The 14,777-nt window shown below is 56.5% G+C and carries 12 protein-coding genes; 3 read left to right on the forward strand and 9 right to left on the reverse strand.

Going from position 1 to position 14,777, the window contains the following annotated elements; genetic code table 11:
* The first annotated feature begins 1 nt into the window (after window position 1).
* On the forward strand, window positions 2-2,704 hold the full coding sequence (locus tag EQV93_RS10445) for a DEAD/DEAH box helicase (protein WP_240891514.1): 2,703 nt from the start codon (window positions 2-4) through the stop codon (window positions 2,702-2,704).
* A gap of 81 nt (window positions 2,705-2,785) precedes the next feature.
* Here EQV93_RS10445 and EQV93_RS10450 read toward each other — a convergent pair whose 3' ends face one another.
* The 3 genes from EQV93_RS10450 to EQV93_RS10460 all read right to left on the reverse strand — a co-directional run bounded on the left by EQV93_RS10450 (window position 2,786) and on the right by EQV93_RS10460 (window position 5,424).
* The gene (locus EQV93_RS10450; RefSeq protein WP_122784050.1) at window positions 2,786-3,523 is read right to left on the reverse strand and encodes an S-methyl-5'-thioinosine phosphorylase; all 738 of its coding nucleotides are present in this window, start codon (window positions 3,521-3,523) and stop codon (window positions 2,786-2,788) included.
* Window positions 3,524-3,536: 13 nt separating this feature from the next.
* Window positions 3,537-4,547, reverse strand: a complete 1,011-nt coding sequence (gene nagZ / locus EQV93_RS10455) for a beta-N-acetylhexosaminidase (RefSeq protein WP_122784049.1) — start codon at window positions 4,545-4,547, stop codon at window positions 3,537-3,539.
* A 169-nt stretch (window positions 4,548-4,716) separates the two neighbouring features.
* Window positions 4,717-5,424, reverse strand: coding sequence for a TetR/AcrR family transcriptional regulator (locus tag EQV93_RS10460; protein WP_240891515.1), 708 nt, complete (start codon window positions 5,422-5,424; stop codon window positions 4,717-4,719).
* Between the two features lie 261 nt (window positions 5,425-5,685).
* On the opposite strand from EQV93_RS10460, the gene lexA reads away from it, so the two are divergent.
* Both lexA and sulA read left to right on the forward strand, forming a co-directional pair.
* Complete coding sequence (lexA, locus tag EQV93_RS10465; RefSeq protein WP_029611310.1) at window positions 5,686-6,294, forward strand: transcriptional repressor LexA; 609 nt, start codon at window positions 5,686-5,688, stop codon at window positions 6,292-6,294.
* A gap of 12 nt (window positions 6,295-6,306) precedes the next feature.
* Window positions 6,307-6,780, forward strand: a complete 474-nt coding sequence (gene sulA / locus EQV93_RS10470) for an SOS-induced cell division inhibitor SulA (RefSeq protein ID WP_122784047.1) — start codon at window positions 6,307-6,309, stop codon at window positions 6,778-6,780.
* Window positions 6,781-6,858: 78 nt separating this feature from the next.
* Here sulA and EQV93_RS10475 read toward each other — a convergent pair whose 3' ends face one another.
* From EQV93_RS10475 to fadB, 6 genes are all read right to left on the reverse strand, one after another.
* Window positions 6,859-7,092, reverse strand: a complete 234-nt coding sequence (locus tag EQV93_RS10475; protein WP_122784046.1) for a hypothetical protein — start codon at window positions 7,090-7,092, stop codon at window positions 6,859-6,861.
* A 118-nt stretch (window positions 7,093-7,210) separates the two neighbouring features.
* Entirely contained in the window at window positions 7,211-7,732 is a 522-nt protein-coding gene (locus EQV93_RS10480; RefSeq protein ID WP_240891516.1) for a DUF6586 family protein, read from the reverse strand.
* Window positions 7,733-7,938: 206 nt separating this feature from the next.
* The gene (gene topA, locus EQV93_RS10485; protein WP_240891517.1) at window positions 7,939-10,566 is read right to left on the reverse strand and encodes a type I DNA topoisomerase; all 2,628 of its coding nucleotides are present in this window, start codon (window positions 10,564-10,566) and stop codon (window positions 7,939-7,941) included.
* 99 nt (window positions 10,567-10,665) lie between these two features.
* Window positions 10,666-10,917: a DUF1653 domain-containing protein gene (locus tag EQV93_RS10490; protein ID WP_122784043.1), complete on the reverse strand. Its 252-nt coding sequence runs from the start codon at window positions 10,915-10,917 to the stop codon at window positions 10,666-10,668.
* 85 nt (window positions 10,918-11,002) lie between these two features.
* Window positions 11,003-12,178 (reverse strand): acetyl-CoA C-acyltransferase FadA, encoded by a 1,176-nt coding sequence (fadA, locus tag EQV93_RS10495; protein ID WP_122784042.1) that lies wholly within the window; start codon window positions 12,176-12,178, stop codon window positions 11,003-11,005.
* Between the two features lie 27 nt (window positions 12,179-12,205).
* Window positions 12,206-14,353, reverse strand: coding sequence for a fatty acid oxidation complex subunit alpha FadB (gene fadB / locus EQV93_RS10500; protein WP_122784041.1), 2,148 nt, complete (start codon window positions 14,351-14,353; stop codon window positions 12,206-12,208).
* Window positions 14,354-14,777: the final 424 nt, after the last annotated feature.

A 14,777-nucleotide genomic window follows, 5' to 3' on the forward strand; every position in this document is an offset into this window, starting at 1 on the left:
CATGACCTTGAGCACGACACCCCGGCTGACCAAACCGCTCGCACCGACGTGGGTCAGCCGCTTCAAAGAACAAAGCCTGGAGCGTGGCCGTCGCTACGCTCTGGAAAACCGTGTCAGAATTGCCCAGGTCGGCAACAGCCTGATCACAGCCAGTTGCCAAGGCTCAAGTGACAACACTTATCGCCAGACCATTCAACTGCGCGAGTCGGCCAAAGGTACTCTGCTCTTGGTCAGCGCGCACTGTACGTGCCCTGTTCGCGTTAACTGCAAGCATACCGCTGCTGTATTACTGAAGATTGAAGACACCTTGAACTACCCTGCCGCTGCCCAGGACGCCGAGCTTCTGGAAAAACTCCAGGCCGTACTCGATTCACGCCGACCTGCCAACCTGCCTGAAGTCTTGATCGATGACGTGCAACCCGTGCCACGCCTATGGCTCGCCAGTGCCGAATTCAGCGCCTTTGAACCGCGTAACGGCAAAATGCAGCGCTATACCCAGCATCGTGCCGCCTTGTCTTTCAATTACCTTGAGCATTACGTCAGCGGGCAAAAAAATACAGACGTCCTGGTTCGTCAGGAGCATCAAACGCTGCGCATCAAGCGTCATCCCAACGCAGAAAACGCCTACCGAGAGCAACTGCGTGAGCTGGGGTTCAAAATTGCGACACGCCAGAGCAAAGCACTGCCTGAAAGTGCGGGCGAATTGTTCGAAATGGTCAATGACAGTGCGTGGCTCAACTTCACCCTCAACCATATGGCCGGCTTGCGCGAACAGGGCTGGGAGTTGTTGGTTGATGAAGACTTCGGATTTGATCTCAGCCCCGTCGAAGAATGGTACGCCAACGTCGAAGAAGCGCCGGAACACGACTGGTTTGATCTGGAACTGGGCATCATCGTCAACGGCCAGCGCCTGAGCCTGCTGCCGATCCTGCTCAACCTGATGCGTTCGCACACCGACATTCTCAGCCCCGAAAGACTTGCCAAACGTCGAGATGACGAACTGATTCTGGTGAACATCCCGGCCACGCCCAACAGTAACCACGGCCCCTTGCAAGTGGCCCTGCCATACGGGCGGCTTAAACCCGTGCTGGCCACCCTCGATGAGTTTTACCTGGGCGAACCGGGGGCAACCGCACTGCGCATCAAAAGTGCCGATGCCCCGCGCCTCAATGCACTGGACGCCTTGCCTCTGCGCTGGGAAGGCGGCGAACATATTCGCGGTTTTGCTCAGCGCCTGCGTGACATCAAGGACTTCACCGTCGCAGCCCCTGAAGGCCTCAACGCCACCCTGCGACCCTACCAACTGGAAGGCCTGAGCTGGATGCAGTCATTGCGCCAGCTGGAAGTCGGCGGGATTCTTGCGGATGACATGGGGCTGGGTAAAACCCTGCAAACACTGGCGCATATTCTTACTGAAAAGAACGCCGGGCGACTTGATCGGCCCGCGATGGTGATTATGCCCACCAGCCTGATCCCCAACTGGCTCGACGAAGCGGCGCATTTCACACCGCAGCTCAACGTGCTGGCGCTGTATGGCCCCACCCGCAAAAAGCACTTTGCGAACCTGAACGATTATGACCTCATTCTGACCACCTACGCTTTGCTGCCCAAGGACATCGAGCACCTGGCAAAACTGCCTCTGCACATCCTTATCCTCGACGAAGCGCAGTACATCAAAAATCCCGGCAGCAAAGCCTCACAAGCCGCCTGTGAACTGACCGCGCGCCAACGTCTGTGCCTGAGTGGTACTCCGCTGGAAAACCACTTGGGCGAGCTGTGGTCGCTGTTCCATTTCTTGCTGCCCGGCTGGCTGGGTGACGCGCAAGCCTTCAACCGCAACTACCGGGTGCCCATCGAACGCCACGGCAATGACGAGCGCTTGCAGCACCTCAATGCGCGAATCAAACCCTTTCTGTTGCGACGCACCAAAGAGCAGGTCGCCACCGAACTGCCGCCCAAAACCGAGATTATTCATTGGGTCGAGCTCAACGAAGCCCAGCGCGACGTATACGAAACCATGCGTTTGGCGATGGACAAAAAAGTCCGTGATGAAATCACCCGCAAAGGGCTGGGGCGCAGTCAGATCATCATTCTAGAAGCCCTGCTCAAACTGCGTCAGGTGTGCTGCGATCTGCGACTGGTCAGCGATACACCGCCGAAAAAAGGCAGCACCTCGGGCAAGCTCGACAGCTTGATGGAGATGCTCGACGAACTCTTTGCCGAAGGTCGACGCATCCTGTTGTTTTCACAATTCACCTCAATGCTTCGCCTGATCGAAGCTGAGCTGAAAAAACGCAATATCCGCTACGCCCTGCTCACTGGCCAGACCCGAGACCGGCGCACGCCGGTGAAGGAGTTCCAGAGCGGCACCTTGCAGATCTTTCTGATCAGCCTGAAGGCGGGTGGCGTAGGCTTGAACCTGACCGAGGCCGACACCGTGATCCATTACGACCCGTGGTGGAACCCGGCGGCGGAAAATCAGGCGACCGACCGCGCCTACCGAATCGGCCAGGAAAAACCGGTGTTTGTGTACAAGATGATCGCCCGCGGCACTGTGGAAGAGAAAATCCAGCACTTGCAGCAGGAAAAGTCGGATTTGGCGGCAGGCGTGCTGGACGGACGAGCCGCCGGGGACTGGAAGCTTCACGACGACGACATCGAAGCCCTGTTTGCTCCGCTGCCGCCGAAGGTCGAGAAACGCTGAACCCAGCTGACTTCGTAACCGTTGCAGAGCGGAGCGAGGCTACGTCCAGCGGCGCAGCCATCGCCAATTCAAAAGGTCAAATCAACCCGCCAACACCCGCGCCAGCGTTGCCTTGACCTTGCCCATGCCGTCATGCAACGCCTGCTCTATCTCGGCCATCGTGATGATTGCCGTCGACTTGCCTGCGGCCGGGTTGACCACCAGCGCCAGACACGCGTAGTCCAGCCCCAGCTCACGAGCCAGCGCCGCTTCTGGCATACCGGTCATGCCAACAATGTCGCAGCCATCACGCTCAAGGCGGGCAATTTCCGCCACCGTCTCAAGACGTGGCCCCTGTGTGGCCGCGTAGACGCCGTGACTGCTGTAGGAGCATCCCTCGGCCGCCAGTGCAGCAATCAATTGCTCTCGCAAAGATTCGGTATAGGGGTAGCTGAAATCGATGTGGGTCACCTGCTCCAGATCACCGGCAAAATAGGTGTGCTCACGACCACTGGTGTAGTCAATCAGCTGATGAGGCACGCAAAAATGCCCTGTGCCCATCGCCATATGAATACCGCCCACGGCATTTACCGCCAGAATCGCATCGGCCCCCGCCTGCTTCAACGCCCACAGATTGGCGCGGTAATTGACCTCATGCGGCGGCACGCGATGCGGATGCCCATGACGCGCCAGAAACAGCACCTCGCGCCCGCCAAATTCACCGATATGAATATCCGCAGAGGTCGGGCCATACGGCGTTTCGAGTGCCAGCGAGCGGCTGATGGTCAGGCCTTCAAGCTGAGTCAGCCCAGTACCGCCAATAATTGCGTAAACCGTCATTGAGGCAGATCCCTTAATCAATTAGTTGAGCATCTTTAAGTGCGCCCATTGCCACCTGCCAGCGCGGGTTCTGGCGATAATCGGTGCTGGCCCAGGCTTGGGCCCGCATGCGCGCAATGCGTGGCGATGGCGTAACCTTCAAGCGTTGTGCAGCACTGAGTGCCAGTTCGGCGGCAGCGCGATCGTTGCACACCAAGCCCATGTCGCAGCCTGCCGACAAGGCCGCTTCGATACGACTGGCCGCATCGCCCACGACGTGAGCGCCGGCCATCGACAGATCATCACTGAAAATCACACCGTCAAATTGCAGTTCGCCGCGCAAAATATCCTGTAACCAACGGCGCGAGAAACCGGCGGGCTGGCTGTCAACTTGCGGGTAAATAACATGGGCCGGCATGACCGCCGCCAGTTGCTTGCTCAGACGTGCAAACGGCACGAGATCATGGGCGCGAATGTCTTCAAGGCTGCGTTCGTCCGTCGGGATAGCCACATGCGAGTCGGCTTCTGCCCAGCCATGACCCGGAAAATGCTTGCCTGTAGCCGCCATGCCAGCGTCATTCATGCCGCGAATAAAGGCCCCGGCCAACGTTGCAGCGCGCTCAGGATCCCCCTCGAACGAGCGGCTGCCCACCACTGCACTGCGCTGATAGTCCAGGTCCAGTACCGGCGCAAAGCTCAAGTCCAGCCCCACCGCCAACACTTCAGTGGCCATGATCCAGCCACACTGTTCGGCCAGGTACTCTGCATTCGGGTTGTCCGCAATGGCGCGCATCGCCGGCAGCCTTACAAAACCCTGACGCAAACGTTGTACCCGGCCACCTTCCTGATCCACCGCCAGCAACAGATCCGGGCGCACGGCGCGAATCGACGCACTCAACTCCCGTACCTGACGGGGATGCTCGATGTTGCGCGCAAAAATAATCAGCCCGCCCACTTCAGGCTGGCGCAGCAGTTGCCGGTCTTCGGCCGTCAGCCAAGTACCGGCCACGTCCACCATCAAGGAGCCTTTCAGGGCTGAACTCATGGAAATTCCTTAAATAAAGAGAGCGCTCATTACCTGCCGCGAACGTGCGGACACAGCCATGCGCGCCGCAATCGAGGATTGCAGCGGTACATCAGCAAACGGGAATAAGTCAGGGTTGGGCATGGCGGCTAGCTTAGCGGAACTGAGCTGCCGCGCCCACCCGCACAGGTCAAACCTTAAGGGCAACCTGTGGGGTTTTGGTCCGCGGGCGCATTTGAGCGCTGGCCATTGCCGGGTCAACTACACCGCTTTCGGCGCGCATGCCTGCGGCCAGAAAGGGCACCATAAGGCGCATCACCTGCTCGATGGAGGTATTGATGCCAAAATCGGTTTCCGCAATCGCTCGCAAAGCCTTGATCCCGGACATGCTGAATGCCGCCGCACCAAGCATAAAATGCACGCGCCAAAACAATTCTATGGGTGGGATCTGCGGTGCGGCTTCATTAACCAACAACATATAGCGACGGAACACTTTGCCGTACATGTCTTCCAGGTAACGCCGCAAGTGACCCTGGCTCTGACTGAACGCAAGCCCCAACAAGCGCATGAACATCGACAGGTCATTTCCGCTGCGCGGTTGAATCACCAGCGCCTGCTCTACCAGCATTTCAAGCAGTTCTTCGAGCGAGGGACGCTGCTCAGGCTTGCCCTGACGGCGCTCGAGCTCACGATCCAGATTGGCGCAAAACGGCCCCAGAAAACGCGAAAATACCGCCTGAATCAGCGCCTTCTTGGAACCAAAATGATAATTGACGGCTGCGAGGTTAACCCCGGCCTTGCTGGTAATCAGCCGCAATGAAGTTTCGGCAAAACCTTTTTCCGCGAACAACTGCTCAGCAGCATCAAGGATACGTTCAACGGTTTCCGACTGGGCCATGTTTACTCCGGCTGAAAAACACTTAAAACAGGTGTTTGAAACATACGTTTCAGTTTGTAAAAAGTCAAGGTAACGTGTTCGCTTTACGACTGGTCGGTCTGGCATTTAAACACAGCCATCACTCATCCAGCCTCACACCATAAATGCCTGCACACGCAGCCTATAGGCGACCGTCCAGCGGACTACAGGAAATGGATGATTGCCAATAGGCCTTCACTGTATATAATCCCAGTCACTGTATAAAAAAACAGAGCGATCACCATGTTAAAACTGACGCCACGCCAAGCAGAGATCCTGGCTTTCATCAAGCGATGCCTGGATGACAACGGATACCCGCCCACCCGTGCCGAGATCGCACAGGAACTGGGCTTCAAGTCCCCGAACGCCGCCGAAGAGCACCTCAAGGCATTGGCCCGCAAGGGCGCCATCGAGATGACCCCAGGCGCGTCTCGCGGCATTCGCATCCCGGGCTTTGAGGCCAAGGCCGACGAGTCAACACTGCCCATCATTGGTCGCGTCGCTGCTGGCGCCCCGATCCTGGCCCAGGAACACGTCGAAGAATCCTGCAACATCAACCCGACTTTCTTCCACCCTCGGGCGGACTACCTGCTGCGGGTTCAGGGCATGAGCATGAAAGACGTCGGCATATTTGATGGCGACCTTTTAGCCGTGCATACCTGCCGCGAGGCACGTAATGGTCAGATTGTCGTGGCGCGTATCGACGACGAAGTGACCGTAAAACGCTTCAAACGAGAAGGCAGCAAAGTCTGGCTTATCGCTGAAAACCCCGATTTCGCGCCCATTGAAGTGAATCTCAAAGAGCAGGAACTGGTAATCGAAGGCCTGAGCGTAGGCGTTATACGTCGCTAATTAGGAGGCGCCATGCAGTTCCCGCACACACCGCTGCCTGCACAACTACCCCTGTTCGAAGTGTTCATGGCGCAACCCATGCCCACCACGATCAAAGAAGTGCTTGAAACACCCTGGAGCGCAGAACCTGAAGTATTCAGCGAACTGTCTTTACGCGGTGCCGCCGAGAACTGCCTGAACCTGCTTGCGCCTATGCTGCGCGAACTAAGCGAACAGCAACATGCACGCTGGCTGACCCTGATTGCGCCGCCGCCGAGCCTGACCCAAAGCTGGCTGCGCGATGCGGGCCTCAACCGAGAGCGTATTTTGCTGTTACAACCCAACGGCAATAAAAGCGCGCTACAACTGACCTGCGAAGCCCTTCGACTGGGCCGCAGTCACACCGTAGTGAGCTGGATCAACCCACTGAACAGCGCCGCGCGCCAACAGTTGATCGGCGCAGCACGCACAGGCAACGGGCAAAGTCTGAATATTCGCTTGGGGTAAATAGCCAATACAACCATTAGGTATAGGGCCAATGCAGAACGCATTAGCCTTGCCGTGGTTCAGAGCTGTGCGGAGCGCTTAATGAAGAATGCGTGGCCCTTCATCCTGCACAAGTTCGCCTTCAGCCAAACGGCCGGCCATTTGCACACCTACACTCAGCATGGCTTTCGCCACTTCTACATGCTGCCCCTGAAGAAATGCCTTGGCATCTTCAGAGAAGTCCAGCGTCACCAGAGACCCTTCGTCATCAGCCCGGCGCAGTTCGATACGGCCATCTGGCAATTCGACAATTTCTAGAAAGGACGTTGGCATAAAAAGTTGTTCTCCACGAAAGCGCGAGATTATATCAGTCATCCTTTGACAATTTTCCAGGATATACACAGGAATCATTAGAAAGTGATGACTGACTGTACAGTTTTATGCGCGCCCCTTAGCACTCATTCAGGCCATCACGAAAGCGAATGGCCAACCCCTTCAGGTTTTGTCGCCACTCTTCCAGGGTTTCTTGAGTCAATTGCGGCGACGTCTCCTCTTCAAGATTGACCGCCGCGATCAAGGGCTGAAACACATCAACCTTGATTTTTTTCGGTGCCTGCAACGGCAAATACAACGCAGCATGAGTGGCCACCAATTGTGCCAGCCAGGTCTGAGGCGCTCGCGCCAGCTCTACTAGCTCAGCCAACTCAGGAATCGCCTTTTCATCCAGCATATTCTGAGTGAGCAACAGCTCAACCCGTGGCGCATTGGCTTGAGACAGCCGGTAAAACCCGGCAATTTCATGGCACAGCCCCAACAAAGCGCCGTATAAATGAAAGACAGCCGACTCACGCTCAGCTTGCAGCAATGCCTGTGCATTCATGGCCCGGCCTTCACCCGCCTTCTTCATGGCTTCAAGCGCCAGACCTGCGAAATAGATTTTCTGATTGGTACGGGTATAGAGTTCATGAGCCATGCGGGCGCTCCACAACGAAAGGGGTAAAGGCAGTCATGCAGTCTCAGGGATTACAGGCCATGGGAGCAAGCATTTGCTGATAGCCCTGCGTAGCAGCTGCCGCAGGCTGCGTCCGGTCGCGCAGCAATCGTAAACCCGCAGATCACAAAAAAACCGCGCAAGGCATGCAGCCCTTGCGCGGTTTTTTATTCAGCGGTCAGCTCAGATCAAGCGTCTTTGTCTTTACGCTTGTCTTCGACCTTCCAGCTATTGCCATCGTAGAACGCGCGCCAGCCCGTAGGCTTGCCGTCTACTTCTGTCTGTACGTACTGCTCTTTGGTTTTGCGGCTGTAGCGAATCACTGCGGGACGACCATCAGGGTCTTTCTTCGGCGCTTCACACAGGAAGTGGTACTTGGGATCAATCTCGTCCTTGTGCGGAACAATCTCGATCACCAACGGCGCACGCGTCTCACGGTTTTTCGGGAACTGACTGGCCGCCAGGAACAAGCCAGAGGCACCGTCACGCAAGATATACGTGTCGTTGACCTTCTCGCACTTGAGCTCCGGCATTTTCACCGGGTCCATTTTCGGCGGCGCCGCCTCACCACTCTTCAGCAGTTTGCGGGTGTTTTTACACTCAGGGTTGGTGCAACCAAAGAACTTGCCGAAACGCCCGGTTTTAAGCTGCATCTCGCTTCCGCATTTGTCGCACTCCAGGCTCGGCCCTTCGTACCCCTTGATGCGGTAGTTACCTTCTTCGATTTCGTAGCCTACGCAGTCCGGGTTGTTACCGCAGATATGAAGCTTGTGCTTCTCATCCAGCAAGTAAGCATCCATGGCCGTGCTGCAAATCGGGCAACGGTGCTTACCCAACAACACCAGCGATTCGGACTCGCCTTCGTCATCGGCGGCAATCTCATCGCCCGGCACCAGATTGACGGTGGCCTTGCAGCGCTCTTTGGGCGGCAAGCTGTAGCCCGAGCACCCAAGGAAAACACCCGTCGAGGCCGTACGAATCTGCATGGGACGACCGCATTCCTTGCACGGAATATCGGTCATGACCGGCTGGTTGGCACGCATGCCGCCTTCAGGCGCCGCTGCGACTTCGAGTTTCTTTTTGAAGTCGCCGTAGAACTCGTCCAGTACGTTTTTCCAGTCGCGCTCGCCGTGAGCCACGTCGTCGAGGTTCTCTTCCATACCGGCCGTAAAGCCGTAGTCCATCAGATTAGAGAAGCTTTCAGACAAACGCTCAGTGACGATGTCGCCCATTTTTTCGGAGTAGAAGCGGCGGTTATGCAACGCCACGTAGCCACGGTCCTGAATGGTGCCAATAATCGCGGCATAGGTCGACGGACGACCAATCCCGCGTTTTTCCATCTCTTTCACCAGGCTGGCTTCGGAGTACCGTGCAGGTGGCTTGGTGAAATGCTGGCTCGGATCCAGCTCGATCAGTTTCAGCTTGTCGCCCTGAGCCATGTCAGGCAGAACATCATCGTCGCCCGGCTTGGCAATTTGCGGCATGACACGGGTGTAACCGTCAAATTTGAGGATGCGACCCTTGGCGCGCAGCTCAAAGTCTCCGGCTGCCACGGTGACCGTGGTCGACAGGTATTTGGCCGGCAGCATCTGGCACGCTACGAACTGGCGCCAGATCAGCTCATAAAGGCGCTCAGCGTCGCGCTCCATGCCCGACAGCTTGCTTGGATGCATATTCACATCCGAAGGCCGAATCGCTTCGTGAGCCTCTTGTGCGCCTTCCTTGCTGCTGTATACGTTAGGTGCTGGCGGCAGGTAGTCCGCGCCGAATTCACCTTCAATGTACGAACGCGCCATTTCCAGCGCATCAGCCGAGAGGTTGGTGGAGTCAGTACGCATATACGTGATGTAGCCCGCTTCATACAGACGCTGAGCCATCATCATGGTCTTCTTCACCCCGAAGCCCAGGCGATTACTCGCAGCCTGTTGCAGGGTGGACGTAATAAACGGTGCCGAAGGCTTGCTGCTGGTGGGCTTATCTTCACGCTTGACGATGCTGTAGCTGGAAGCCTTTAGCTTCTCCAGCGCCGCCATGGCTTGGGCTTCATTCAGAGGCTTGAATGCCTCGCCTTTTTCACGGGCGACGTCGAAGCGCACTTTTGCACCCTTGGCGGTGCCGAGGTCTGCATGGATTTCCCAGTATTCTTCAGGGTTGAAGGCGCGGATTTCACGCTCACGCTCAACCACCAGCTTGACCGCCACCGATTGCACACGGCCTGCCGACAGGCCACGGGCGATTTTCGCCCACAGCAGTGGCGACACCATGTAGCCCACTACGCGATCGAGAAAACGACGCGCTTGCTGGGCGTTGACACGGTTGATGTCCAGCTCACCCGGCTTGGAGAAAGCTTCTTGAATCGCCTTCTTGGTGATTTCGTTAAACACCACCCGCTTGTAACGGCTGTCATCACCACCAATGGCTTCGCGCAGGTGCCAGGCAATGGCTTCCCCTTCGCGATCCAAGTCGGTTGCGAGATAGATGGTGTCTGCATCCTTGGCGAGCCGGCGCAGCTCTTCAATCACCTTTTCCTTGCCGGGAAGGATCTCGTACTTGGCTTTCCAGCCGTGTTCGGGATCGACACCCATGCGCGAGATCAGCTGCTTTTGAGCCTTCTCTTTAGGCGACAGGGCTGGCGCTTCGCCGGCCGCGGCCTTACCACGCTTGGCAGCAGGTTCTTTACTGGCGCTAGCCGAACCGCTGGTGGGCAGGTCTCGGATATGGCCGATACTCGACTTCACCACGTACTCGTTGCCCAAGTACTTGTTGATGGTCTTGGCCTTAGCCGGGGATTCCACAATGACCAGCGATTTGCCCATGGATCAGAAAATTCCTGAATTCTAGAAGTGAAAGGCGGTTCGCGCCTGACGCGGCACCGCTATATATAGTGGCTACAAGGTGAGGTCAAGCGCAGGGTGCTACGCGACTGCGTCTTTAGCCTTGGGGAAAATACTCGGTTCTTCCTGAACAAGGGCGAAGCGCGGGACTGTTTTGCCCTCAAACTCCACTGTTTCAAGAAACATGCTCAACGGGCGTACCCAATACCCGAACTCACCATGCAGGGCTTGATAAAAAACGACCTGCTCTTCGGTTTCAGAGTGACGCGCCACATTGAACACCCGGTAATGCGGACCTTTGTAGTGCTGATAGAGCCCAAGTTGTACCGACATATTGCGCCCCCTCAAAGAAAAAAATTTAAAACGCTTAAAAAACAAAACCGGGGCACATGGCCCCGGCTTCCATCAACGCAACGCGTTATACGCGTTCGAAGACGGTGGCAATGCCCTGGCCAAGACCAATGCACATGGTGGACAACCCGAAAGTGCCGCCATTTTGCTTCATTACATTGAGCAAGGTGCCGGAGATACGTGCACCTGAGCATCCAAATGGATGACCCAGAGCGATGGCACCGCCGTGCAGGTTAACCTTCTCATCCATCTTGTCGAGCACTTTCAAATCTTTCAGCACTGGCAGTGCCTGTGCAGCGAAGGCTTCGTTAAGTTCAATGAAGTCGATATCGGCCATATTCAAGCCCGCACGCTTCAATGCTTTTTGCGTAGCCGGTACAGGACCATAGCCCATGATAGCTGGATCCACACCAGCCACCGCCATCGAACGAATCACGGCCAGCGGCTCAAGACCCAGATCTTTAGCACGCTGAGCAGACATCACGATCATGCACGAAGCACCATCGGTAATCTGCGACGAGGTGCCCGCTGTCACGGTGCCGCCCTTGGGGTTGAACGCCGGCTTCAACGCAGCCAGACTTTCAAGGGTAGTTTCCGGACGAATGGTTTCATCATAGTCGAAGACTTTCAGGAAACCGTTTTCGTCATACCCTTGCATCGGGATGATTTCGTCTTTGAACTTGCCTTCAATCGTTGCCTTATGGGCCAACTGATGAGAACGCACGCCGAAGGCATCCTGTTGTTCGCGGGTAATGCCATGCATCTTGCCCAGCATTTCAGCGGTCAGGCCCATCATGCCCGAGGCTTTGGCCGCATACAGCGACATGTGCGGGTTAGGATCAACGCCGTGCATCATGCTCACGTGACCCATATGCTCGACGCCGCCTACGACGAAAACGTCACCGTTGCCGGTCATGATCGCTTGCGCAGCTGTGTGCAAAGCGCTCATCGACGAGCCACACAGGCGGCTTACGGTTTGCGCAGCCGAGGTGTGCGGGATCTGGGTCATCAATGACGCCATGCGCGCGATGTTCCAGCCCTGCTCCAGGGTCTGGTTCACACAGCCCCAGATCACATCTTCGACTTCTTTAGGGTCGACCTTGTTATTGCGCTCCAGCACTTTGCTGATCAGGTGCGCAGACATGTCTTCAGCACGGGTGTTGCGGTGCATGCCACCCTTGGAGCGGCCCATCGGGGTGCGACCGAAGTCGACAATCACCACGTCTCTAGGATTCAAGCTCATAATTTCACTCTCACTCTAATGGGGCGCTTAACCGAAGAAGCTCTGGCCGTTTTTGGCCATTTCACGCAGCTTCGCAGTCGGGTGGTACAGCGCGCCCAGTTCAGCGTACTGATCGGCCAGGGCCACGAACTCTGCAACACCGATCGAGTCGATGTAGCGCAGCGCGCCGCCACGGAACAGCGGGAAGCCAATGCCGTAAACCAGACCCATATCGGCCTCGGCTGCGGTTTCAACGATGCCGTCTTCCAGGCAGCGCACGGTTTCCAGACACAGCGGGATCATCATCCAGTTGATGATGTCTTCGTCGGTCACTTCACGCTGCTCGTAAACAATGGGCTTGAGCACTTCAAGCACGCTGGAATCAACGACTTTCTTCTGCTTGCCGCGCTTGTCTTCTTCGTAGGCGTAGAAACCCTTGCCGTTTTTCTGACCCAGACGCTTGGCGTCGTACAGCGCATCAATCGCCGAACGGCGATCGTCTTTCATGCGATCAGGGAAACCTTCAGCCATCACGTCACGGCCGTGGTGGCCGGTGTCGATGCCGACCACGTCCATCAGGTAGGCCGGACCCATCGGCCAGCCGAATTTCTCCATGACTTTATCGATGCGTACAAAGTCGACACCGGCGCTGACCAGCTTGGCAAAACCACCGAAGTACGGGAACAGAACACGGTTGACCAAAAAGCCCGGGCAGTCATTGACCACGATCGGGTTTTTGCCCATTTTCTTGGCGTAAGCAACGGTGGTTGCAACCGCCAGATCGCTCGACTTCTCGCCACGAATCACTTCAACCAGCGGCATCATGTGCACCGGATTGAAGAAGTGCATGCCAACGAAGTTTTCCGGACGCTTGAGGGCTTTGGCCAACAGGCTGATGGAAATGGTCGAGGTGTTGGACGCCAGAATCGCGTCTTCGCGTACGTGGTTTTCGACTTCAGCCAGCACCGCCTGCTTGACCTTCGGATTCTCGACAACCGCTTCGACCACCAGGTCGACGTTGCCGAAATCGCCGTAAGACAGCGTAGGGCGAATGCCGTTAAGTACTTCAGCCATTTTCGCCGGGGTCATGCGACCTTTATCAACGCGGCCCACCAGCAACTTGGCGGCTTCTGCCAGCCCTTGCTCGATACCGTGTTCGTTGATGTCTTTCATCAGGATCGGCGTACCTTTGGAGGCCGACTGATAGGCAATACCGCCGCCCATGATGCCGGCACCGAGAACGGCAGCCTGCTTCACGTCTTTGGCGATCTTGTCGTAGATCTTGGCTTTTTTCTTCAGTTCCTGATCGTTCAGGAACAGCCCGATCAAGCACTGCGAAGCCGAGGTTTTGGCCAGTTTGGCGAAACCGGCGGCTTCTACTTCCAGCGCCTTGTCACGACCGAAGTTCGCGGCTTTCTGGATGGTCTTGATCGCTTCAACCGGCGCCGGATAGTTCGGGCCCGCTTGGCCTGCCACGAAACCTTTGGCGGTTTCGAACGCCATCATTTGCTCAATGGCGTTCAGCTTGAGTTTTTCAAGTTTCGGCTGGCGCTTGGCTTTGTAGTCCAGCTCGCCACTGATAGCGCGCTTGATCAGATCAAGTGCGGCAGCGCCCAGTTTGTCAGCCGTCACCACAGCATCAACAGCGCTGACTTTCAGCGCGTCTTCGGCACGGTTTTCTTTTCCGGAGGCAATCCACTCAACGGCATTATCAACACCGATCAAGCGTGGCAGACGGACGGTGCCGCCAAAGCCCGGGTAAATGCCCAGTTTGACTTCAGGCAGGCCGATTTTGGCGCTGTCGGCCATGACCCGGAAGTCCGCAGCCAGGCACATTTCCAGACCACCGCCCAACGCAATGCCATTGATGGCAGCGACAGTCGGAACATTGAGGTCTTCGAAATCATTGAAGATCTTGTTGGCTTCGAGGTTGCCAGCAATCAGCTCGGCATCCGGCAACTTGAAGTTTTCGACGAATTCGGTGATATCGGCACCGACGATAAATACGTCTTTACCACTGGAAACGATGACGCCCTTGACCGAGGCGTCTGCCTTGATCGCATCTACCGCCTGACGCAATTCGTTCAGGGTTAGACGGTTGAACTTGTTGACGGACTCACCCTTGAGGTCGAACTTGAGTTCGACGATGCCACTTTCAAGAGCCGTAACCGTGATGGCTTTACCTTCGTAAATCATCAACTGATCTCCAGGATATGGAAGCTGAACAGTACACGTCGCACGCCTGCGTCTGGCCGTCACTGACCTTTGGGCCAATACAGATTCCAATCCGCCAGGCACACCCGCCAACGCGATAATCGGGGTGATGCGAGCATCGTCTTACAGGACAAACACTCGATTCATACGCCCGTTTGATTTGGGTGTCGACACCTTCACGGAAAAGCCAACGATTGTCAATTGTCCAAACCAACGATGATAAAACGACTGGTCGGTCGCAATTTGTAGTCGCTGACGAGGCTCGAAAGCTGCGATCGCCGGCAAAGCCTTCGTAAATGCAAGGACGCCTCAGTATCTGACACGTCGCGCAACTTGAATATCAAGGTCTGAGCGCCTGGCTCATCGCAGCTTTCGTGCCTCCACAGCGACCACCAGTGCTGCGTAC

It is taken from the genome of Pseudomonas sp. TMW22091, assembly GCF_022496705.1.
GTDB classification, from domain to species: Bacteria; Pseudomonadota; Gammaproteobacteria; order Pseudomonadales; family Pseudomonadaceae; genus Aquipseudomonas; species Aquipseudomonas saxonica.

Bases quoted from the DNA above. Each gene is read 5' to 3' on its own strand.
- EQV93_RS10450 (WP_122784050.1), bottom strand. From the start codon at position 3,523: ATGACGGTTTACGCAATTATTGGCGGTACTGGGCTGACTCAGCTTGAA.
- topA (WP_240891517.1), bottom strand. From the start codon at position 10,566: ATGGGCAAATCGCTGGTCATTGTGGAATCCCCGGCTAAGGCCAAGACC.
- EQV93_RS10490 (WP_122784043.1), bottom strand. From the start codon at position 10,917: ATGTCGGTACAACTTGGGCTCTATCAGCACTACAAAGGTCCGCATTAC.
- fadB (WP_122784041.1), bottom strand. From the start codon at position 14,353: ATGATTTACGAAGGTAAAGCCATCACGGTTACGGCTCTTGAAAGTGGC.
- sulA (WP_122784047.1), top strand. From the start codon at position 6,307: ATGCAGTTCCCGCACACACCGCTGCCTGCACAACTACCCCTGTTCGAA.
- EQV93_RS10480 (WP_240891516.1), bottom strand. From the start codon at position 7,732: ATGGCTCATGAACTCTATACCCGTACCAATCAGAAAATCTATTTCGCA.
- fadA (WP_122784042.1), bottom strand. From the start codon at position 12,178: ATGAGCTTGAATCCTAGAGACGTGGTGATTGTCGACTTCGGTCGCACC.
- lexA (WP_029611310.1), top strand. From the start codon at position 5,686: ATGTTAAAACTGACGCCACGCCAAGCAGAGATCCTGGCTTTCATCAAG.
- nagZ (WP_122784049.1), bottom strand. From the start codon at position 4,547: ATGAGTTCAGCCCTGAAAGGCTCCTTGATGGTGGACGTGGCCGGTACT.
- EQV93_RS10475 (WP_122784046.1), bottom strand. From the start codon at position 7,092: ATGCCAACGTCCTTTCTAGAAATTGTCGAATTGCCAGATGGCCGTATC.
- EQV93_RS10460 (WP_240891515.1), bottom strand. From the start codon at position 5,424: ATGGCCCAGTCGGAAACCGTTGAACGTATCCTTGATGCTGCTGAGCAG.
- EQV93_RS10445 (WP_240891514.1), top strand. From the start codon at position 2: ATGACCTTGAGCACGACACCCCGGCTGACCAAACCGCTCGCACCGACG.